The sequence below is a fragment of the Pedobacter chinensis genome, from assembly GCF_003339865.1.
GTDB lineage: Bacteria > Bacteroidota > Bacteroidia > Sphingobacteriales > Sphingobacteriaceae > Pedobacter > Pedobacter chinensis.
Map to the genome: position 1 here is coordinate 112,677 of NZ_QPKV01000007.1, position 22,837 is coordinate 135,513.

13 protein-coding genes are annotated in these 22,837 nt (G+C 43.2%); 4 read left to right on the forward strand and 9 right to left on the reverse strand.

Annotated features, from left to right (window positions below; all coding sequences use genetic code 11):
• Nucleotide 1 precedes the first annotated feature (1 nt).
• Together DU508_RS17175 and DU508_RS17180 are read left to right on the forward strand one after the other, a co-directional pair.
• Complete coding sequence (locus DU508_RS17175; RefSeq protein ID WP_115404000.1) at nucleotides 2–2,095, forward strand: type IA DNA topoisomerase; 2,094 nt, start codon at nucleotides 2–4, stop codon at nucleotides 2,093–2,095.
• Nucleotides 2,085–2,966, forward strand: a complete 882-nt coding sequence (locus tag DU508_RS17180) for an ORF6N domain-containing protein (protein ID WP_115404001.1) — start codon at nucleotides 2,085–2,087, stop codon at nucleotides 2,964–2,966. Before DU508_RS17175 ends, DU508_RS17180 begins: the two co-directional genes overlap by 11 nt.
• A gap of 45 nt (nucleotides 2,967–3,011) precedes the next feature.
• On the opposite strand, the gene DU508_RS23895 is transcribed toward DU508_RS17180, so the two are convergent.
• Together DU508_RS23895 and DU508_RS17190 are read right to left on the reverse strand one after the other, a co-directional pair.
• The gene (locus DU508_RS23895; protein WP_158542198.1) at nucleotides 3,012–3,770 is read right to left on the reverse strand and encodes a Swt1 family HEPN domain-containing protein; all 759 of its coding nucleotides are present in this window, start codon (nucleotides 3,768–3,770) and stop codon (nucleotides 3,012–3,014) included.
• Nucleotides 3,771–3,800: 30 nt separating this feature from the next.
• On the reverse strand, nucleotides 3,801–5,936 hold the full coding sequence (locus tag DU508_RS17190; RefSeq protein WP_115404002.1) for a DUF262 domain-containing protein: 2,136 nt from the start codon (nucleotides 5,934–5,936) through the stop codon (nucleotides 3,801–3,803).
• A gap of 178 nt (nucleotides 5,937–6,114) precedes the next feature.
• Between DU508_RS17190 and DU508_RS17195 the strand changes: the two genes are divergently transcribed.
• Nucleotides 6,115–6,552, forward strand: a complete 438-nt coding sequence (locus DU508_RS17195; protein WP_115404003.1) for a DUF1896 domain-containing protein — start codon at nucleotides 6,115–6,117, stop codon at nucleotides 6,550–6,552.
• Nucleotides 6,539–11,977 carry an N-6 DNA methylase gene (locus DU508_RS17200; RefSeq protein ID WP_115404004.1) on the forward strand — a complete coding sequence of 1,813 codons (5,439 nt, stop codon included), beginning with the start codon at nucleotides 6,539–6,541 and terminating at the stop codon, nucleotides 11,975–11,977. Before DU508_RS17195 ends, DU508_RS17200 begins: the two co-directional genes overlap by 14 nt.
• Nucleotides 11,978–11,986: 9 nt before the next feature.
• Here DU508_RS17200 and DU508_RS17205 read toward each other — a convergent pair whose 3' ends face one another.
• The 7 genes from DU508_RS17205 to mgtA form a co-directional block, all read right to left on the reverse strand.
• A complete protein-coding gene (locus tag DU508_RS17205; RefSeq protein ID WP_115404005.1) occupies nucleotides 11,987–12,811 on the reverse strand; it encodes an RteC domain-containing protein in 825 nt (274 codons plus the stop codon).
• 93 nt (nucleotides 12,812–12,904) lie between these two features.
• Nucleotides 12,905–13,459 (reverse strand): outer membrane beta-barrel protein, encoded by a 555-nt coding sequence (locus DU508_RS17210; RefSeq protein WP_158542199.1) that lies wholly within the window; start codon nucleotides 13,457–13,459, stop codon nucleotides 12,905–12,907.
• 122 nt (nucleotides 13,460–13,581) lie between these two features.
• Nucleotides 13,582–14,328 carry a porin family protein gene (locus DU508_RS17215; RefSeq protein WP_115404007.1) on the reverse strand — a complete coding sequence of 249 codons (747 nt, stop codon included), beginning with the start codon at nucleotides 14,326–14,328 and terminating at the stop codon, nucleotides 13,582–13,584.
• Nucleotides 14,329–14,339: 11 nt separating this feature from the next.
• A complete protein-coding gene (locus DU508_RS17220) occupies nucleotides 14,340–15,629 on the reverse strand; it encodes a TolC family protein (protein WP_158542200.1) in 1,290 nt (429 codons plus the stop codon).
• An 11-nt stretch (nucleotides 15,630–15,640) separates the two neighbouring features.
• Nucleotides 15,641–18,739 (reverse strand): efflux RND transporter permease subunit, encoded by a 3,099-nt coding sequence (locus tag DU508_RS17225; protein ID WP_115404009.1) that lies wholly within the window; start codon nucleotides 18,737–18,739, stop codon nucleotides 15,641–15,643.
• A 39-nt stretch (nucleotides 18,740–18,778) separates the two neighbouring features.
• Nucleotides 18,779–19,927, reverse strand: coding sequence for an efflux RND transporter periplasmic adaptor subunit (locus tag DU508_RS17230; protein ID WP_199562735.1), 1,149 nt, complete (start codon nucleotides 19,925–19,927; stop codon nucleotides 18,779–18,781).
• A gap of 196 nt (nucleotides 19,928–20,123) precedes the next feature.
• Entirely contained in the window at nucleotides 20,124–22,829 is a 2,706-nt protein-coding gene (gene mgtA / locus DU508_RS17235) for a magnesium-translocating P-type ATPase (protein ID WP_115404011.1), read from the reverse strand.
• Nucleotides 22,830–22,837 lie beyond the last annotated feature (8 nt).

Genomic DNA, 22,837 nt, shown 5'->3' on the forward strand with positions numbered 1-22,837 from the left:
TATGAAAACAATCATTGCAGAAAAACCAAGCGTAGCAAGAGAGATAGCCGGCTTGTTGGGAGCATCCGATAAAAAGGACGGCTACCTGACAGGTAACGGCTATTTTGTTACGTGGGCATTCGGTCATTTAATAGGACTGGGAATGCCCGAAGATTATGGCATTTCGGGATTTGACAAAGCATCCCTGCCGATATTGCCCAACCCGTTTTTATTGACCGTTCGCAAGGTCAAAAAAGACAAAGGGTACACCGCCGATACTGGTGCATTAAAGCAACTGAAAATCATTGAGCAACTTTTCAAGCAAAGCAACAGTATCATCGTTGCTACCGACGCAGGACGTGAGGGCGAACTCATTTTCAGGTACATTTATGAATACCTGAAATGCAACAAACCTTTTGAACGCCTTTGGATAAGTTCGCTTACCGAAAAGGCAATAAAGCAAGGCTTTGACAACCTGAAAGACGGAGCAGCATTTGACGGGCTGTATAGGGCAGCGCAAGGCAGAAGTCGTGCCGACTGGCTTGTGGGCATCAATGCTACGCAGGCATTGAGCATTGCCGCAGGCAACGGCATTTATTCGCTCGGAAGAGTACAAACGCCTACCCTGGCTTTGATATGCAAACGCTTCCTCGATAATAAGAATTTTGCAGTAAAGAAATACTGGCAGATACAATTAATGCACAATAAAGCGCAGGTTGATTTCAAAAGTATTTCCGCTACCAAATGGGAACAGAAGCAACTTGCTGATGATACGCTTAAAGCCATTCAAAGTGGCGCAACGGCAACCGTTACATCGGTAGAAACCAAAAACGTTACAGAACAACCGCCCCTGCTTTTCGACCTGACAGGCTTACAAAAGGAAGCCAACAAGAGGCTGAAATTATCTGCTGAAGCAACCCTTAATATCGCACAAAGCCTGTATGAAAAGAAGTTTATCACGTACCCACGTACCGGAAGCAAATACATTCCTGAAGATATGTGGGCAGAAATTCCCAACCTTGTGCGGGCTTTGCAGAACCGGGAAGATTGCAAGCAAGCCCTTGCTAAAATCAAGTGGGGACGGTTCAACAAACGTATCGTGAATGACCTACGAGTAACGGACCATCACGGGTTGTTGATTACCGATAAAGTGCCGTCGGTCCTCAACGCAGACGAAAACAAGATTTACAATATGATTGCGCTTCGTTTGCTCGAAGCCATATCACAAGCTTGTGTCAAAGAAATAACCGATGTTTCATTACAGGTATTGCATTACGATTTTACTGCTAAAGGCTGTAAAATTCAGGAAGCTGGTTGGCGTTCCATTAAAGGCAGTTTTACAGACGATGGCGAAGAACCAGTGCAGGAATTACCCGAACTGCGTAAAGGCGACGAACTTGCCATAAAGGAAGCCGCCGTTTTGGAAAAGCAGACCAAACCGCCAGTGCTTTACACCGAAGCCGGGCTTTTGTCCGCTATGGAAACCGCAGGGAAAGAAATCGAGAACGAGGAAGAGCGCAAAGCCCTCAAAAATATCGGTATCGGTACGCCTGCAACAAGAGCCGCCATTATCGAAACCCTGTTTACCCGTAATTATATCCAACGGGATAAACGTTCTTTAATCCCTACCGAAAAAGGATTGCAGGTGTACGGGCTTGTCAAAGACCGTAAAATTGCGGATGTGGCAATGACCGCCGAATGGGAATTGGCATTGCAGAAAATCGAAAATAACGAAGCGGATGCCGGAGCATTCCAAAATGAAATGGAAACCTATGCCAAATCCATTACAGATGAATTGCTGCAAACTTCTATTGCAAGCACCAATCAGCCGAAACTGACCTGTCCAAAGTGCAAAAGTCAGCAGCTCATTATACGTGATAAGATTGTGAAATGCCCTGATGAGGCTTGTAACTGGGTACAGTTCCGTAACGTCTGCGGTGTACAAATCAGTATCGAAAATATAACAAGCCTTGTCAATAAAGGCAAAACGGCTTTAATCAAAGGAATGACAAGCAAAGCCGGAAAAAAATTCGATGCTTACATCGTACTGAAAGAGAATGCGGAAAGTTCTTTTGAGTTTGAGAAAAACAAAAGCAGTAAACGCAATGGAAAATAAACCGTCAATCGTACCCAAAGAAATCAGAAACCTGATTTATTCCATCAGGGGTAAACAAGTGATGTTGGATAGCGACCTCGCTGCCTTATATCAGGTAGAAACCAAAATACTGAACAAAGCGGTAAAACGGAATTTAGACCGTTTCCCTGAAAATTTCTGCTTTCAACTGACCGAGGATGAAACTGAATTTTTGAGGTTCCAAATTGGAACCTCAAACGTAGGGCGAGGCGGACGACGTTACCTGCCCTATGTTTTTGCCGAACAAGGTGTAGCGATGCTATCGGCAGTGCTTCGCTCCGATGTGGCTGTAAAAGTCAGTATAGAAATAATGGATGCGTTTGTAGAGATGCGGCGTTTGCTTATCAGCAATGCTTCTTTATTTCATCGCTTGGATAATATTGAGTTAAAGCAATTGGAAGCCGACCAAAAATTTGAAGAGATTTTTAAGGCTTTGGAAAGTGACAAGCTCCACAGCGACAAAGGTATCTTTTACAACGGACAAATCTTTGATGCCTATACCTTTGTTTCCGATATTATCCGAAATGCCAAAAGCTCCATTATCCTGCTCGATAATTATGTGGATGATACGGTGCTTACTGTGTTAGGTAAGCGTAAGGCTAATGTGAGGGCTACAATCCTTACCAAAAACATCAGCAACCAGTTACGGTTAGACTTACAACGCTACAATAGCCAATATCCTCCCATAGCTATTGAACTTTTTTCCGATGCCCACGACCGTTTTTTGATTATTGACCATAATGAACTCTACCACATCGGGGCATCCCTTAAAGACCTGGGCAAAAAATGGTTTGCCTTTTCGAGAATGGATATTGAAGTCGGCAGGATGCTTCAAATCTTAAACAGACAATAATAATAAACCCTCTGAAAATTCAGAGGGTTTATTGTTGATTAAATTTTACAATTGTAATTGGGCAGTAATGCTCTTATAATAAACTTTTAGTGCATCACGTTCATCCTTACCAACGTAACTATTGTGCGCAACTAAACATCGTATCTTGTACAATTCGTCAACCATTACATTCAACCAATGTTCATTCTGTTTTGGGAAATACTTTCCGAACACTGTCCAATTCCCAACTATAATTTTTCCTAACTCTATAAAATCGCAATAAAACAAATCGCTATTACCCCGTATTGGTAAATATTTGCTCTCTTGTTCACTTTTCTTTAATTTGTCTATTGTGTCTTGCACTCTTTTAGGAATATTTACAGTTTGTGACTTCATTATTTCTTCAATAAATATTCTTAGTGAATTTTCTATACAATACAGGTACAGATATACTTCCGACATTTCTCTACCTTTTTGTTGTATATCCTGTGGTAAAAGGTTTAAATGACCAAAGTTTACATTTTGTTGTATTTCTTCGATACTATCCAACAGGGAATTTTCATCTGAAATCAGAGGATAGAAGATTTCGTTAATGTGTTTTCTCCGTTCGGCATATCCACCTTTTGCCTGCATTTCTCTTCTAAATTCCTGAAGCGTTAAACAGATTTTAAATTCTTTAGGTTCGTTGGCTTTAAACTTAGCAGATTTGTTAAGTTCGCTTTTTAATCTTTTATATTCTGCTTCATTTTCCGTTGTTATAGTAACATCAGTGGATGCTCCTGTAAGGAGTATTTTTAAACGTTCAATGTTTTCTGTATAATTCATTTACACTATTATTTCTATATGTTATTCTTCCTATTCTTCAGTGGTGGTATGTAGTTCTTCTTCTTCGAGCATAAAGTCAAGGAACAGTAATTCTGCTTTTGCAGTTTCATCTTCAAATTTTAAATCCCAACGCTGTTCCATAAATTCCAGTAACTTATTACCTCTATCAAGTATTGTATCAGAGTTCCATGTTTCATAGCCCGATACTTCGATTTCAGAGTGCGAGCCATCAAAATAGCCCTGTCTTATTTTCTCTTTTTTGTCATTGTATTTTGCGTTCTTCTTGTCATCAAAACAATCATTTTGGAGGCTTGAATTTATACTTTGTGAAAGTGGCAAAAGATTTCCTAATGTTCCCTGAAAAAAGGGTAACTGTGACTTTTTATGACCTTTAAAACTGGATTTCCAGCTTGTATGTGTTGGAGTTTGGGGATAAATATGTTCAATGGAAACCTTGTCTTTTTCACTCTTTACAAATAGCCTCCAATCAATCTTTTGACTTCCTCTTTGCCTCACCTTTTCCATTTCATATTCATACAAAAAATATCGAAGTCCATTCCAATAATAAAAGCCTCCTCCGCTTTTAAATTTCTTGTCAATAAACTTTTGAAAGTATGTATAATCGAAAAAGGTTTCTTCAGAGTTTTCAGGGGTGTAAAAACAGTAGTTCATTCTATCATTCAATCGCTGGATAATAGTTTCAATGGTTAATTCGCCGTTACGCAACTGTCTTGCAGCTCGATAAAATTCACTGTTTCTATAAGTAGAAAAAGCCCGGCTAAGCCGGAATGTGATAAATATAAAACGCTCAATTGCTTTAAATAAGTTAATTCGTTTACTCGAATTAATATCCTTGTTTAAAAAAGATACGGTTACAAGTGGACGGAAGTAAATTATACCAATTCTGTTCAATCGGTCTATCCATAGGCTCTCCTGGGTAGTCAAGTCTGGATTGTTTACCGGATTATGTGTATTATACCAATGAACAGCAGCAGCTTTTAAACTGTTTACATAATCTTCGATTTCTTTAGGAGAAAGTCGAGAACGCAACACTGTTATTTCATCTTCTCCATTAATATCAACCTCTTCCTGGTCGGTATCTTCATCCTCTCTAACTTCTTCAAAATCCTGTAAAGAACTAACTCTCACTTCTGTTTTTGCATAAATATTTTGTGGTGTAAATTTCTGCTCCAACAAAAACCTGATATAATCATCGCCTTTTTCTCTTGTGTATTGAAAATACATTATCCAATGGGCTACTAAAAAATCATCGTCGTTGAGTGGATTTTGTTTATTTCGTCCAAGCTGGTAATAGACTTCTTTCCAAGCATCATTGATTTTCTCTCTCAAGGAATTTCGCTCGTCATTTTTGAGCTCATTCTCATCGTACAAAGTGGTTAAATATATTAAGCGATTTTTAAGAAGTTCTAAATTTGATAGCTTTTTTCCACGATTATTCATTGTTTCAAATGCAACGAAAACATCAAAATCATCGCTTATCTCATAAACATTAAACATTAGGTTTTGCGTGACCTTTTTGAATAATGCTTCAATTTCATTTAAGCCATATTGGTCGAAATAAATTTGTAGATTTTCTTTGAAAAACCTTTTGGCATTTTCAAGATTGAGGGTGTAGAAAGTTTCTTGAATTGTTCCGCTATTGGGTTCTAAAAAAATTCTATGTCGTAAAAATTTGAAACTTGGATTATCAACCTCGTAGCCAAATTTGTATGTCTTAATAATAAATTGCGGTGGTTTTTCAATTACTAAATATTCTTCCTTGATGGCTTTTAAACTAAAAGAACCAAGATAAATATCTTCATCCTTTTTACCCTTGTTTTCAGGTATAGCTTTGAGTTGTTCCGAAATAGCTTGTATAAAAACTACAAATGTTGTCAATCTTTGTTGACCATCAACAATATGAAAAGGTTTGAAGCCTCTATCTTCAATTAGCCAACGCTCATCATTCCAAATACTCCAGGTACTTTTATCTACTTTTTTTAAGGAGAGTAATCCTGTATAATGAAATCTATCGGCAGGAAGATTAACTAAATCCTCCCAAAAATCTTTTAGTTGTCGTGTAGTCCAGGCGTATCCACGCTGGTAGTCTGGTATTTTAAATATTCTGTCCTTAAAAATACTTTTTAGCGGTTCTAATTCATTCATTGTTTATTATCTGTCAATTATGTTTGGTTTTACTTTCAAAAGTACAAATTAAATCCCTTGTTATAACTTCCTTACGCCAAATCCTGCCTTTCAAAGCCAAACCCTGCAACATTGTCAAAGGCATCTGCTTATGCTCCTAATTTTAGGCTTCAAGTAAAATTCTAAACAAAATTATAGTATGAGTACACAGCAAAAAGACCTGTCGTATTTCAGGTTACGACTGCAAGAATTATTAAACAGCAGCTTCCCCGAAAAGGCACACGACCAAAAATTCATAGACCAACGGTCTTCGTGGGCTGCCAATGCTTATGAGGGTGCTTTCCGTTCGGGAAACACCGTTGAGCAATGCAACGAAATAGCCAACTACATACTTTTTGAGGGCTTACACTTCTCCAAGTTCGACACTGTTTTCAAAGTGGTATGCAATGAGTTTGATACCATAATGGCAGATGAGGAACTGCGACCGTTCGCCCTCAAAATGTTTTCTGTTTGTGAGCCTGTTTTCGCAGGATATAAATTAACCGATGATTTCGCTTACGGGTATGAGTTTGATGTACTCTACACTGAACTGACCGGAACCATCGCAATATGGATTGAGGATAATGGGCTTCAGTAAGCGGTTCCATCTCCAACAGAATATTGATGCCCTGCGAATTGTTTTTAAACTGGAAAAGGAGAAACGGCAAGCCACCGTAGGCGAAAGACTGCTAATGATGCGATACAGCGGATTTGGCGGTCTTAAATTCGTGTTGAACCCCGTAGAAAACGAAATAGACATCAATCATTGGAGAAAGACGGAACACGACCTTTTCCCACTCACGCAGGAACTCCACCAGTTACTCAAAGAAAATTCCCAAGACGATAAGCAATACCGCAGGTATGTGGACAGTATGAAAAGTTCCGTACTGACGGCTTTTTATACACCACCAAAGGTTATAGATGCCGTTTCATCCGCCTTGCGGGATAATGGTCTGCACATTGACAAATTTCTCGAACCCTCCGCAGGTATCGGTTCATACATCCAATCCTTTACAGAAAACCAAAAAACCAGTGTTACCGCTTATGAAAAGGACTTGCTTACAGGTAAGATTTTAAAGCAGCTTTATCCTGACAGCAATATCCGTATAAGTGGTTTTGAAGAAATCCCCGAAAGGGAACAAAACAGCTATGATGTAGTTGCCAGCAATATACCGTTTGGCGACACTTCCGTTTTCGACCTTTCCTATTCCCGAAGCAAGGACGGTGCAAAAGTACAGGCAGCCCGAAGCATACACAATTACTTTTTCCTGAAAGGTGCTGATATGCTGCGTGAGGGCGGTTTGTTGGCTTACATTACTTCGCAGGGCATTCTGAACAGTCCTAAAAACGAACCGATACGGAGGGCGTTAATGCAGGATAATAATTTGGTTACGGTTGTAAGATTGCCTAACAACCTGTTTACTGAATATGCTGGTACGGAAGTTGGCAGCGACCTGATTATCCTGCAAAAAAATTCGGCAAAACAAAATCTGACCGACAGGGAAGATCTGTTTTGCCGAAGCAGGCAAACAGAATACAATACTCCCGGTAATGCCCTCTTTCAAGACACCACAAGGATTGTGCATACCGACCAAAAATTAGATACCGACCCATACGGGCAACCCGCCCTAATCTATACGCATAAAGACGGTGTTGAGGGCATTGCCAAAGATTTGAAACAAATGCTTTCCGAAGATTTTGGCAAGCACCTGAATTTGAATTTATACAAAGGCGAACGGAATGATGAGCCTGTGATACAAATTCCGATTGAACCAAAGGTTACACCTCCGGTTATCGACCCTGTAATCATTCAGCAAAAACCGCAACCTGTTCCTGCTCCTGTAATTCATCAGGAAAGTCCGCAGGAATTACGACAACTAAGCATTTTTGACCTGTTTGAAAATATGGACGAACCTGTAATGGTTCTTGCTCCACCCAAAAGAAAGACACAAGCTAAAAGGCAAAGCACTAATAAGAGAAGAGCTGCATTAGGTCGCCAGCCCGACCTGTTCAGCAGTGCGATGCAGCAACCTTATACACCACTAAAATCTAATGGTGCTACCAATGGAACCAAACAAACCAACGGCAAAAAACAGGAAGCTATCGGCGACCTGTTTTCACAAATAAACGGGAATGGCCAGTCTGATAAGACAGCCGTTCCCAACATCAATGTTAATACTATTCCTGAACCTGCTCCTTATAGTGGCGAACTGCAATCGTTCCACCGTAACGATTGTCTTGTGGTTGACAAGGGTTGGGTCGGTCATTTGCAAGATGTAGATACATCAGACGGTACGGCTGTTTTTCATCCTTTAGCTTTACCGACCTCACAAAAGGCAAGAGCCGAAGCGTATATCGGGGTGCGTGATGTTTACCAAGAACTTTACAATAATGAGGCTAAGTTCCAGACCGAATACAAGGAAGAAAGGGAAAACCTTAACCGCCTGTACGATGCCTTTGTAAAAAGGTATGGCAACCTCAATAGTGCAGATAATATCAAGCTAATCAAAACAGATAGTTCCGGTAAGGAAATCCCTTATTTGGAGCGTGTGGTTGGTGGCGTGGTACACAAAGCTGATATCTTCAGCCGACCTGTAAGTTTTTCTACGGTATCCATAGCAACGGACAATCCTGAAGAAGCGTTAGCTGCTTCGCTGAATAAATATGGAAGCGTGGATTTGGACTATATGTCCGAAATCAGCGGTATGACCGATGATGCCCTGAAGCAAGCCTTAAACAGTCGTATTTACTACAATCCCCTACAACGGGAATATGAAATATCCGAACGATGGATTGCAGGCAACGTAGTAGAGAAAGCCCAAGAGGTAAAAGATTATCTCGAACGCAATCCCGATGATGCTGAAGCCAAAGCGAGCCTTACCGTATTAGAGGAAGCAAGACCAAGACGTATCGAATTTGAGGAACTCGACTTTAATTTGGGCGAACGCTGGATACCCACAGGCATTTACGCTTGTTTTGCTTCGCACCTGTTCGATGCAGATGTTATTATTCATTATTCCGAAAGCTCCGACGACTTTTCCGTAAAGTGTCATCAGGGCAATATGAATATTTGGGAGAAATATGCCGTAAAAGCGGAAAGCCGGACGTTTGACGGCGTTGCCTTGCTCAAACACGCATTGGTTAATACCACGCCCGACATTACAAAAAAAGTGATGGTGGGCGACCAGGAAGTAAAAGTGCGGGATATGGAAGCCATACAAATGGCGAATACCAAGATTGATGAAATCCGCACCGCCTTTACCGATTGGCTTCACGCCCAAAACGATGAGTTTAAAAACAGGCTGACCGAACAATACAACGATAAGTTTAACTGTTTCGTCCGACCGAACTATGACGGAAGCCATCAGGACTTTCCGGGATTAGACCGCAAGGCACTGGGCATTGAAGACCTGTATTCCAGCCAAAAGGACACCGTTTGGATGATAAAGCTGAACAACGGTGCTATCTGCGACCACGAAGTAGGTGCAGGGAAAACGTTGGTAATGTGTACCGCTGCACAGGAAATGAAGCGTTTGGGGCTGGCACACAAACCGATGATTATCGGGCTGAAAAGCAACGTTCACGAAATTGCCGAAGCCTACCGAACAGCCTATCCACACGCAAAAATCCTGTTTCCGGGCAAGGAAGATTTTACGCCCCAAAAACGCCTGCGGATTTTCGGGGATATTAAAAATAACGAGTGGGATTGTGTGATACTGACACACGACCAATTCGGGATGATACCGCAGTCGCCTGAAATACAAAAGGAAATCCTTGAAATAGAACTGGACAGCGTGGAGCGCAACCTCGATGCTCTGAAATCGCAAGGCAAGGAAGTGACCAGAGGGATGCTCGCCGGAGTAATCAAGCGGAAAGAAAATCTTGAAGTCAAACTCAAAACACTGCAACACGATATTGAGAACCGCAAAGATGATGTGGTGGATTTCAAGATGATGGGCATAGACCATTTGTTTGTGGACGAAAGCCACCAATTCAAAAACCTGATGTTCAACACAAGGCATACACGAGTTGCTGGATTGGGTAATGTGGACGGCAGTCAAAAGGCATTGAACCTGCTCTTTGCTATCCGTACCATTCAGGAACGCATCAATGCGGATATGGGAGCAACCTTTCTTTCAGGAACCACCATCAGTAATTCTCTGACCGAATTGTACCTGCTGTTTAAATACCTGCGACCGAGGGCAATGGAAAAACAAGGCATCCACTCTTTTGATGCGTGGGCGGCTATCTATGCAAGGAAAACAACAGATTATGAGTTTTCGGTGGCTAACAATATTGTAGCAAAAGAACGCTTCAGGTACTTTATCAAAGTGCCGGAGTTGGCACAATTCTACTCGGAAATCACCGATTACCGAACCGCAAAAGATATAGGCATTGACCGCCCCAATAAGAACGAGGTATTGTACAACATACCGCCCACGCCCGACCAGGAAGAATTTATCAAAAAGCTAATGGAGTTTGCCAAGACAGGAAATGCAGAACTGTTGGGCAGACCAAAGCTAAGTGCCAGCGAAGAAAAAGCAAAGATGCTCATCGCTACGGACTACGCCCGTAAGATGTCGCTGGATATGCGTATGGTAAGCGGCAGGTACGAAGACCATCCCGACAATAAGGCTTCGCATACTGCGGCAAACATTGCCAAATATTACAAACAATACAACGCACAGAAAGGAACGCAATTCGTTTTCTCCGATTTGGGAACCTACAAGCCGGGCGAATGGAATGTGTACTCCGAAATCAAACGTAAGCTCGTGGAAGACCACAGCATACCTACAAACGAAATCCGTTTTATACAGGAGGGCAAAAATGATAAGCAACGTAAGGAACTTATCAAAGGAATGAACGAGGGTAAAATCCGGGTGCTATTCGGTTCTACAAGTATGTTGGGTACGGGCGTAAATGCACAGAAAAGAGCCGTTGCCATTCATCATTTAGATACACCTTGGCGACCAAGCGACCTTGCCCAACGGGACGGTAGGGCAATCAGAAAAGGCAATGAGATTGCCAAGTTCTTTGCCGATAACAAAGTAGATGTAATCATTTATGCCGTTGAAAAATCATTGGATAGTTATAAGTTCAACCTGTTGTACAATAAGCAACTTTTTATAGACCAGTTAAAAACCAATAACCTCGGCAAAAGAACTATCGACGAGGGCAGTATGGATGAAAAGTCAGGAATGAACTTTTCGGAATACGTGGCTATCCTGTCGGGAAATACCGACCTGCTGGATAAAGCCAAGTTAGAAAAACAGATTGCAGGATTGGAAAGCGAAAAACAGGCGTTCAACCGCTCTAAGTTCAGTGCCAAATACAAGCTGCAAGACTGTACGGAATTGCTTGATAGTACGCAATCCAGATTAAACAGAATGAGCCTCGATTGGGAAAACTTGCAACAACGACTACAAAAACGTTCTGATGGCACAATTGCAAATCCTGTACAGTTAGACGGTTTGCCGCCTAATGCAGATATAAAGCAAATCGGCGCAAAGCTCAACCAGCTTGCGGATAAAGCCCGCACCGGAGGTCAATATGAAGAAATAGGAAGCCTGTACGGATTTACGCTGTTGGTCAAAACCGAAATGTCCGAAAAAGAGGGCGTAGATATAAGGGTAAACCGTTTTTTGGTACAGGGCGAGGGCAATATCAAATACACCTACAATAACGGTCTAATCGCTAAAGATGAAAAGCTGGCGGCTATGAACTTCCTGAACGCACTGGAGAAATTGCCTGGCTTTATCGAGCAGGAGCAAAAGAAAATTACTGAAATACAAAAAGACCTGCCCATTCTTCAGGAAGTGGTAAACGGTACGTGGTCTAAAGAAAGCAGATTGAGCGAATTGAAAACTGAACTGGCTGCTGTTGAACGGAAGATACAGCTATCTATTACAGAGGAAACTAAAGAAGAACTACCGGAGCAGGTCGAAAAGCAGAAAGAGGCTCCAAACATTTCTGAAAATATAGTTCGGACAAAAGGTGTTCATTTACCAAGAGGGGTACTGTAATCGTGTCGGCTAAAATTCTTCCTGTTCGTCCATTTTCTTAAGCAGAGCATCACGCAGACTGTCAAGGAATTTCGTTCTGTTCATTTTCCGGCTTTTCAGTTCTAAATAGGTATGATAGAAATCGCCTAAACTAATATTAAAAGCAAGTTCAAATGTTTTAGCGATAACCTTGATGTCTGCATTTCCATTGTCAAACGCACCTTGTGCATACAGTGCGTAAATTAATTCTGTTAATGCTGTTTTGCTTCCTGTCCACTTTAGAGGATAATTATTATTAGATGCCTTATTCTTATTATTATTTATTTGGTCTTCAAGATAAACCTGTATTAAATCGTTCGCCAGTATCTTAGCGGCTTTGTAATCGGCAACGGTGGAAAATGAATGGTCTGTTTCAAAATAAATGGTGTCTAAATTTAGCTTAATGTCATATTTTCCCCGAACAAAAAGCTGGTCGTCAATAAAGGTATTATTGGTGCGGTAATATTTATAAAATTCAAGATTATTATCAAAAAACCTTTTGAGCTTTTTCAACTCGGTGTTAATAAACTTCTTGGCAGACTTTGTTTCATTGGGCTTTTTGCTTTCTATTTTATAGATAGCATTGTAATAGATTAGCTTTGAAACAATAACGGGTTTCTGATGTTTGAAAAAACGAATTTCTTCCTCTGTATTTTTAAACCCTCTTTTTTGGATATGCGCTTTTAATTCAGATAAGCATTTAACAATTATATGTATGACAGCTTCTATCCTTTGGATGGGGCAATCGGCTTCAATTTCCAATTCGTCGATTTCCATTTCCAATTTATATAATGTTTCTTTATAAAATTTATCCATTCAGTTGTTTTTAAAGCCCTATGTTTGGGTTACTAATAAAAAGAAAATCCCCTCTAAAAAAATGGCATATCTCAATTTGTCTTTTTATGCTCGTTATATTTTGTATTGCAAGTAAAAGCCAATCACATTATGGTACTGCCCGTTGGCTCTTGTATCGCCTTCGCAGGGAGGGCGCAGGCTAATCAGGGAATACTGGTATTTTGCTCCGATGCTAAGGGAACGGAAACACCGGAATTGCATTTTTACCAATCCGCTTACATCATATTCCTTCATGGGATTTGCAAGGCATACCGGGGGTGTTGTGTTCACCGTTCCCGTAGCCGCATCGGTCAACTGGTAGGCAATCCGGTAGTTGAGCAACACCGCAGGGCTGATACCGACACCTACTGTAAGTGCTTTGTTGTCATTTACATTCAAGCACACAGGCATTTCGATATAGTCAGTATTGATTTTAAACCTTTCCACCGCTCCGTTTTTCATTTCGCCTTTCTGAACGGAACCTCTCTGCGAATACAGCAGTTCAATACTGGTTGATATGTTCCTGTGCCATTGTACGGCTGTGCCTATACCGCCTGTAAATCCCCACGAGTGATAGCCCGCCGGGCCATCACCGTCAATTTGGGAACCGTTCAGCCCGGCGGACAGCAACCCTTTGAACGTTCTCGGATTATTTTCGTAATACATTTGCGCCTTACAGGGAAGGCAGGAGCGAAAGCATAATAGAAAAAAGCATAATCGGCTGTTCATAAGGCAAGCATTTCGTGAGCAGTTTATTTGAATACATATCCTATCGACACCATAAACCCTTTGTTGTATATTTTAATGTTATCGGTCTTGGTATCTTCGTTCGTATAGCTGTTGGCATACTGGAAAATATCGTTAAAGCCATGCGTATATCTTGCGCCTATGGATATGCCGAAGTCAAAGCGATATTCCAATCCAACATTCGCCCCGAAATCGAATTTTTGCAGGTAGCGGCTTTCTGTTTCATCGTTTCCGGGGTCGCCATAAATACTTTTGTCCTTAAACATCCTGCCGTTTTCATCCATGCGTTGCACATTGGCATTGAGCAATGCGCTTACGTAAGGTCCCGCATATAGCTGGAAACCGCCTGCATGAAAGGTCAGACTGGCAGGCATCAGGTCAACATAGGACATGGTGAGCTTTGACCTGTAATCCCCAAAGTTCGTATCGGTGAGCGATACGCCGATACGCCTTTGGCTGAACAATAGCTCGTGCTTCAACCCGAAATGTTTTGACATCCGAGTGTCCACGAATACCCCGGCGTGAAACCCGGATTGGTATTCGGTCTGCTTGCTGGCGAATACGTAATCTATTTCCTTTCCGTAAAGGTTGCTGTAATTCCAGCCTGCCTTTAATCCCCATGTGACCTTGCCGTTGAGCAACTGTTTGTCTGAAAGGGTATCGGTCAGGCTTAGGGCAGGTTCAGGCTGCGATTGCGCATAAGTAATACTGCAAAGTGCCACAGCCATCAGTACCATTATTATTTTTTTCATTGCTCTGTCTTTTAGAAGTTAATATCCCAAATACCGACTGCCTTTTCCAGTTCTACAAGTGCGGCAGCATGGTTGTAAAGGGTCTGATAATAGTTTTGTTGCACTTCATTGTAGGTGCGTTGGGCATCCAATACTTCCAGCAGGGAAGTTTCGCCCCGTTGGTAGCTGTATATCTTCCCATCCAAAATTGCCTTTGCTTCGGCAAGCAAACCCGTATTGAATTGCGATACCTGTTTCTGTGCGGCTTCGTAATTATAGAACGCCTGCGTTACCTCGGTCTGGATGGTAAGCTCCGTTTGCCTGTATAGCTGCTCGGCTTGCATCATGCCGTATTGTGCTGCCCGGAGTTCGCCGGGGCGGTTGTTGGAAAATTTGAGCGGAATGCTAATCCCGGCATTTACCGTTGTGAAGGACGGTGTAGGGGCTATGACGTTCCGCACATAAGAATTATAGTCCACACCCATTGACAAACCGAGGTCAATGGCTCTGTTGGCTTTAGCCAGTTTAATCAGGCTTTGGGAAACATTCTTATGCTGCAAGGCGGCTTTCAGGTCTGACCTGTTGTTTTGAGCGGTCAGTATCAAATCCTGTAATATAAAGTTCCGGTCAAAGCCCGTAAAGTCCTCTTTAGGGTACAATAAGGTGTCCGCCTCCCTGTGTCCCAACAAAAGCGATAAGTTAGCCAATGCTGTTTTCCATTCTGCCTGCGCAGCATAGACCTCGTTCAGCATCGTGCCAGCTTCCAGTTTTGACTGTCGTGCATCCACCTGCGTGATGCTGCCAAGCCTGAAACGGATGCTGTCTGCTTCTGCCAGCTTTTTCATCTGCTGGTAGGAATTGAACTGTACATCCAGTAAATGGCGGTTCTGAATGGTGAGCAGGTAAGCCAATGTAGCATCTGCCCGCAGGTTGCGGAAATAATCTTCCAGCAGCAGCTTGGTAAGCTGCGCTTCATTTTGGGCAACGTCTATGCGGGCTTTCCGTTTTCCTCCGAGTTCCAATGTCCAAGAAAGTTCTGAATTGAAACCATATCCCATATTCATTCTACGTTGCCCGTTGTCTGCAAAGCCAAAGCCGAGTTCGGGGTCAGGAAAAATCTTGGCACTAAGTATGTTTGCTTCCGCAATATTGATGTTGAATTTCTCTGCCGAATATTCCAAATTATTTTTACCTACCAGCCCAATATAGGTGGCATAGTCTATCTTCCTTTTTGTGAACAGCGTGTCTATTTCCTGTGCACTTGCCGTATAGGACAAATGCAGGATAGCCATGCTGATAACCATTTTTATGTATTTTTTCATTTGCTCTGTATTTATGATTGTTGTGGCGCATTGACGTTTTTGCCCCATTTCTTTTCAATGAGGTAATACAATGCGGGTAAGGCAAAAAGGGTGATGGCAGTAGAGAAAAGCAATCCGTAAACGATTACCGTTGCCAGTGGACGCTGTACATCGGAACCGATGCCCGTTGCCAATGATGCAGGGAATAAACCAAGCACCGCTACGGTTGCGGTCATCAGCACCGGACGGAAACGGTGTCCGGCTCCTTCTATCACTGCCCGTAATAAATCATAGCCTTTTTTCCTCAACTCATTGATATGCGAAATCATAATCACTCCGTTCTGTATCGCCACACCGAACAGGGCAATGAACCCAACGGCAGAAGATACATTGAGCGACATGCCTCTTACGTTCAGTGCCAGCATACCCCCGAATAGTGCCAACGGTACAATGCTCATTAAAAGCCCTGCCTGCCGGAATGAGCCGAATGCGCCATAAAGAAGTATGAACATGATGCCCAGTGCCAACGGTACGATAACCGATAGTCTTTCATAAGCCCGGTTTTGGTTCTCGAACTGACCGCCCCATTTGATGTTGAATTTCTCGTGGTCGTACTGCACGTTTTTCTCAATGGCATTCTGTGCATCGGTCAATAATGATTTCAAATCCCTGTTGCGTACATTGAGTTTTACGGTCAGATGCCTTTTGTTCATTTCTCGTGTAATGGTGCTTTCTCCCGTACTTAGCTTTACTTCGGCTACCTGCGACAACGGTATTTTTGCCCCGGTTTTGGAAGTAAGCATCAGGTTAGCAATTTTTTCCGGCGTATTCCGGCTTATTTCACTGTATCGGCAGATGATGTCGTACACTTTGTGTCCGATGAACAGTTGCGAAACGGCTTTTCCCCCGATGGCTACTTCAATCAATTCAGCCACATCAGAAACATTCAATCCGTATTGGGCTATCTTGTCCCGGTCGGCATGTATTTGAAGCTGCGGCAAAGGCGGCTCTTGGTCAATGTCCAAATCCACTGCGCCCGGTACGGTCTTTAGCGTTGTCATTACTTCCTCGGCAATCCGTCTTGTTTCCTTGAAATCATCGCCGTATATTTTTACCACAAGTTCACTGTGCGCCCCCGAAATCTTATCCATTACCCCGTCTATCATCGGCTGGGAAAAGCCCACAGTAAATCCTGGCAGTTGGTCATATTCCTTCGCCAATTCTTCTATCAGGTCGTATTTTGTTTTGCCTCTCGGCCATTCTTTGTAGGGTTTGATGCCGATGGATACTTCAAAGTGCGAAGCAGTCCACGGATCCGTGCCATCGTCGTTACGTCCTGCCTGCACCATGATATAGGTTACTTCATCATACTTCATTGTCCTTGCCCTAAGCGTATCGCTCATTTCTTTGGACTTCTCCACCGAAATGCCCGGCGGCAATTGTACCTGTAACCAGATGGAACCTTCGTCCAATGGCGGTAAAAAGTCTTTCCCTACCCGCATGGTGAGCAATGATGCCGCGGCCAAAATCAATATCAAAGGAAGAAATACCCTTTTCGGACGCTTCATTATTTTCTGCACCCTGTTGTGGTAACCATCGGTCAGTTTTTCCAGCCACTTGTTGTGATATATCTTCTGCGGTTTACGGTAGATGACATACGCCATTCCGGGAATAACCAATAGTGCAACCGCCAATGCTCCAAACAAGGCATATCCCACGGTAAAGGCCATTGGTGTAAAGAGTTTGTTTTCTACCCGCTCAAAAGCAAACAAAGGAAGGTACGCCGTAATGATGATGATGGTCGCAAAGAATACGGGTTTGGCCACTTCTGCCGCGCGTTGTGCGATGGTCTTCTCCTTCAGTTCCTCTTCGGGGTTGTCTTCCCGTTTTTTTAGTATGGTTTCCATCATTACAATCGCCCCGTCAACGATAATACCGAAGTCGATGGCCCCCAAGGAAAGCAGGTTGGCAGGAATATTGGTAAAACGCATCAGGATAAAGGCAATGAGCATCGACAACGGAATGGTAACCGCTACAAGCAAAGCTCCGCGCCAGCTTCCGAGAAATACAATCAGGACGATAATCACCAAAGCCATCCCCTCCAACAAGGTATGCGATACGGTAGTTAGCGTGGTGTTTACAAGATCGGTCCGGTCAAGAAAAGTGTGGATGCGTACACCTTCGGGCAAACCTCCGTTATTCAGTTCGTCAACCGCTTCGTGTATGCCTTCCAGTACATTTGAGGGATTTTGCCCTTTCAATAGTAATACAATACCTTCCAGACTTTCCGAATAATTACGTTCACGGTCGGTAAAGCCCAATACGCCCTTTCTCTCCAGCGTACCGTATTTCAGTTCCCCGATGTCGTTCAGAAAAATAGGTACACCATCTTCGGATTTTACAACAATCCTGCCGAGGTCTTCCAAATTTTTGACCAACCCAATTCCCCGGATGACATAGCCTAATTCGCCTCTTGGCAATACGCTCCCTCCGGCATTGACGTTATTGCTCTCTATGGTCTCTATTACCTCGCTTAGCGTGATGTTGTACTGCTCCAGTTTACGGGGGTCAACCTCAATCTGGAACTGCGTGGTAATACCCCCGAAATTGGTTACATCGGCCACGCCCGACACCTGTTTGATACGGGGAATGACGGTAAAGTTTTGCAGGTCGGTCAACTCCCGTAAATCGTGGCCGCCATCGCTTTCGATGATATAACGGTAGATTTCCCCGATGGGCGATGTCAATGGATCAAGACCGGGTACGGCATCATACGGTAGTTCTATCTCGTTCAGCCGTTCCTGAACACGCATCCTTGCCCAATAATCGTCAACTCCATCCTGAAAAACGATGGTAATCATGGACAGACCAAAGGTGCTTTTGCTGCGCATCACGTGCATCCCCGGCAATCCGTTCAATGCCCGCTCAACGGGTATGGTAATTTGCTGCTCTACTTCCTCGGCAGCCAGTCCGGGAACCTGTGTGACCACCTGTGAGGTCACGTCCGCAATATCGGGATATGCTTCTATGGAAAGCTGTTTCCACGAATAGTATCCGAAAAACGCCAGTAAGGTAAACAAGGCTACCATTACCCAACGTTTTTCTACGCTGATATGTATTAATTTATTCATTTTATATCCGATTGTTTATAGTGAGATTTCAGCTTGGTATCAGTAATTCCTAATCATCAGAGAACCTCCTTCCGATACAATCACTTCACCTGTCCGCAAGCCGGATGTAACGATGACGCTCCCGTTGGAAGTACCCGCAGTTTCAATTTGTCTTTTCTCAAACCGGGTATCGTCCATCTTTACGAAAACGAATTGCTTATCTTCCTTTTGGAATACGGATTTGGAAGGAACCAATATGGCAATTTCAGGAGTATCTTTGAATAGGACGGTCACGTACATACCCGGCTTTAAATCGTGGTTTGGGTTTTCACATTCCACCAATACTTCCACGCTGCGGGTTTCTTCATTGACGATTTCGTTGACATGGTAGATTTTTCCCTTGATAGTTCTGTCTGGGAAGGCAGCAACCATAACCTCTACCTCGTCCAATCCACGGATGAAACGTATGTCTTTTTCCTTAACCTGACCGACTATCCACACTTTGGACAGCTCGGCGACAATAGCAAGCGGCTCGGCATCCTCTCTTAAATACTGTCCGATAACGATATTATTGGTAAGGATGTCGCCCCGTATCGGGGATACTACAATAAGAGCCTGCCCCAAAACTGTGTTTTCGGGGTCAATGTTAAAAATCTTCAATGCTGCCGAAGCATTGGACAACGCCGATTTTTTGGTCGTAAATTCTGTTTCGGCTTCTTCCAGCTCCCGTTGTACTCCCACACCATTTTTCAGCAAATCCTGCTGGCGTTTTAGGTTGAGTTCAGCCTGACGAAATTCCTGCTTGGCATCAAAATATTCTTTTTGTGAATTGAAATAGTCCGGTGAGCTGATTTCAAATACAGGTGAGCCAGCATTTACCTTTTGCCCAAGCCTTACATAAGATTTCAAAACCCTACCGGCAAAAGGAGGTGCTATTTCTGCATAGGCGGTCGGGATAGCTCTCACGATGCCAGCAGTGGTCAGTTCCATTACAAAATCCTGCTCGGCTACGGTGCTGAAATTCAGCTTGGATTTTATATTTGAGTTTTCCGTCAGGACTACCGTATCTCCTTTGATGGTGTAGCCTGCGGTGTGTCCGTGGTCTTCTTCTTTGGAGTTACCGCAGGAATGCAGCAGGAACGAAGATGTCACGGCAAGCAACAACAAGGCTGTTATATTGCTGCGGACTTTGTTTGTTTGGGTCATCATTATATTCAATATTTAATTTGATTTACGCTTAAAATATCGCCTTTTGCACTCCTTTGACAGAATGCAATGCAAAGGTCAAAAGGTTGTCCTTCTTTGGCAGTTAGAGAACCGACAGAAAAAAATTAGAATTTTATTAGAGGGCTTCCATATAGAAAACGGGGCGGAAAGATGTTTTTTCCGCAACCCGTTTTCCTCACTATAACCAGGTGTTGAATTTCCTGATAAACCAATTTTTCACGAGTTGGGTGAGCAGGCAATAACCCGTCAATATGCCTATCAGCCACGGAAAGTAAGCCAGTGGCAATGGCTGCATTTTCAATGCTGCTGCAAAAGGTGAAAAAGGTATCATGATACCGATTGCCATAATCAGGGAGGTCAGGGCTACTACCGGGGTAGCTGCCCAACTTTGTATGAACGGTATCTTCCGGGTACGTATCATGTGTATAATGAGCGTTTGCGAAAGCAGCCCTTCTACAAACCAGCCGCTTTGAAAGAGCATTTGGTGTTCCGGTGCATTTGCCTTGAACACATAGAACATGACGGCAAATGTTGCAAAATCAAAAATGGAGCTTATCGGGCCGATGAAAAGCATAAACTTTGAAACGCTCCCGGCATCCCATTTTTTTGGCTTTTGGATAAATTCTTCATCCATTTTATCCCACGGAATAGAAATCTGCGATATATCGTACAACAGGTTTTGTATGAGCAGGTGTACGGGCAGCATGGGCAGGAACGGTAAAAACGCACTGGCTCCGAGCATACTGAACATATTACCGAAATTGCTGCTGGCGGTCATTTTGATGTACTTGATGATATTGCCAAAAGTCCTTCTGCCGTATATCACGCCTTTACGCAGTACCATCAGGTCTTTTTCCAATAAGATAATGTCGGCACTTTCCTTCGTGATGTCCACGGCTGTATCTACACTAATGCCCACATCGGCTTCTTTCAGTGCTGCGGCATCGTTGATGCCATCGCCCATAAAGCCTACGGTATGCCCTTTGCTGCGCAATGCCTTTACCACCCTTACTTTTTGCAGGGGGTTCAGCTTGGCGAAAACAGAAACCGTATCAATCTGCTGCAACAGTTCATCATCCGTCAGTTTTTCCAAATCGCTGCCATTGATAAGCTGCTGAACGGGAATGCCCACATCGTTGCAAATCTTCTTTGTAACCGTTTCATTATCGCCTGTCAGCACCTTAATTTCCACACCAAGTTTATGCAAGGCTTCAATAGCGGGCTTTGAGGATGGTTTTGCAGGGTCAAGAAACCCGATAAAACCTGTTAATGTCAACTGCTTTTCATCTTCAACGGAGTAGGTAAGCGGGTGCGTTCCTTCAAATTCACGGATGGCAACCAGCAACACCCTAAGCCCTTCTTCATTCATTCTTTTGGATGTGTTCAATACAATCTTGCGCATCGTATCATCCATAGGCACTACGGTATCATTCTCGATATGGAGGCTGCGGTCTTCTCCGGGGTCAAAGGCACTGGTGCATAATTCCAGCATTTCTTCAACGGCTCCCTTGCAAATCAGCAGGTGCTTGCCATTATGTTTTTTCAGCACAACAGACATGCGCCTGCGCCCGAAATCAAAAGGGATTTCATCAACTTTGATGTACTGTTCTTCTACTTTCAGGTAGTCGTGTACCTCTACGTGTTCCAATACCGCTTTATCCATCAGGTTCTTCAACCCCGTTTGGTGAAAGCTATTGAGGTAAGCCCATTTCAATACTTCATCATCTTCTATGCCATCCACATTCAGGTGCTTTTCCAGCACGATTTTATCCAGTGTCAATGTCCCGGTCTTATCGGTGCAGAGAATATCCATTGCCCCGATGTTCTGAATGGAGTTCAAACGCTTTACAATCACTTTGCGTTTGCTCATATTTACGGCTCCCTTTGCCAAGTTAGCCGTTACAATCATGGGCAACATTTCGGGCGTTAAGCCCACCGCTACGGCAATGGCAAAAAGTAATGCCTCTGCCCAATCGCCTTTCAGCAAACCGTTGATTAAAAAAATAAGCGGAACCATCACCAGCATGAAGCGTATGAGCAGAAAGCTGACCTTGTTAATGCCTTTGTCAAAGCTGGTTTCAGGGCGTTCGCCTACAATGGATTTGCTGATACTGCCGAAAAAAGTATAGCTGCCTGTGGCAACTACCACCGCCGTAGCGGAACCGCTTACCACATTCGTACCCATGAAGCAGATATTATTCAGTTCGGTGGGCTGCTTTTTCCCGGCATCACGTATGGGGAAATGGCTTTTTTCAACGGGCAGGGCTTCCCCTGTAAGCATACTTTCGCTTACGAACAGGTCTTTGCTCTGTACGATGCGGCAATCCGCAGGTATCATATCCCCGGCAGACAGATATACAATATCGCCCGGTACAAGCTCACCTATCGGGATTTCTTTCCTGCCCACAAATTTCCGCAATACGGTGGCGGTGGTCTTTACCATGCTTTTCAGCTTTTCGGCAGCCGAATTGCTCCGGTACTCCTGCACAAAACGCAAAAGCGCACTGACCAGCACCATAATGGAAACCACGATGACGGTTTTGAAATCACGGTCTTCGACAGAGGGCAGCCATACATCAATCACAAAGGAAACAGTGGCGATGACCAACAGGATATAGATAAACGGATTGGCAAATGCCTTCAATAGCTGCACATACCATTTGGCTGCTTTTTGGTGCTGCAATTCATTGGCTCCGAATTTCAGTCTTCTTTCATCTGCCGTTACAATGCTTATGCCTTCCTCGCTGGTTTCCAGCATCGCATAAACAAAGTTATCGTCCTGACGGGAAGCGTTCTGCAACTTGGTAACGGTTCCCATATTCATACCGCTTGAATTAATTACGGAATGGAGCGGGTTTTTTATTTTGTCTTTTTTTGTCATCATAATATCGC

Coding starts and splice junctions, on each gene's coding strand:
- DU508_RS17220 (WP_158542200.1), bottom strand. CDS start 15,629: ATGAAAAAATACATAAAAATGGTTATCAGCATGGCTATCCTGCATTTG.
- DU508_RS17180 (WP_115404001.1), top strand. CDS start 2,085: ATGGAAAATAAACCGTCAATCGTACCCAAAGAAATCAGAAACCTGATT.
- mgtA (WP_115404011.1), bottom strand. CDS start 22,829: ATGATGACAAAAAAAGACAAAATAAAAAACCCGCTCCATTCCGTAATT.
- DU508_RS17175 (WP_115404000.1), top strand. CDS start 2: ATGAAAACAATCATTGCAGAAAAACCAAGCGTAGCAAGAGAGATAGCC.
- DU508_RS17195 (WP_115404003.1), top strand. CDS start 6,115: ATGAGTACACAGCAAAAAGACCTGTCGTATTTCAGGTTACGACTGCAA.
- DU508_RS17205 (WP_115404005.1), bottom strand. CDS start 12,811: ATGGATAAATTTTATAAAGAAACATTATATAAATTGGAAATGGAAATC.
- DU508_RS17200 (WP_115404004.1), top strand. CDS start 6,539: ATGGGCTTCAGTAAGCGGTTCCATCTCCAACAGAATATTGATGCCCTG.
- DU508_RS17190 (WP_115404002.1), bottom strand. CDS start 5,936: ATGAATGAATTAGAACCGCTAAAAAGTATTTTTAAGGACAGAATATTT.
- DU508_RS17225 (WP_115404009.1), bottom strand. CDS start 18,739: ATGAATAAATTAATACATATCAGCGTAGAAAAACGTTGGGTAATGGTA.
- DU508_RS17230 (WP_199562735.1), bottom strand. CDS start 19,927: ATGATGACCCAAACAAACAAAGTCCGCAGCAATATAACAGCCTTGTTG.
- DU508_RS17215 (WP_115404007.1), bottom strand. CDS start 14,328: ATGAAAAAAATAATAATGGTACTGATGGCTGTGGCACTTTGCAGTATT.
- DU508_RS23895 (WP_158542198.1), bottom strand. CDS start 3,770: ATGAATTATACAGAAAACATTGAACGTTTAAAAATACTCCTTACAGGA.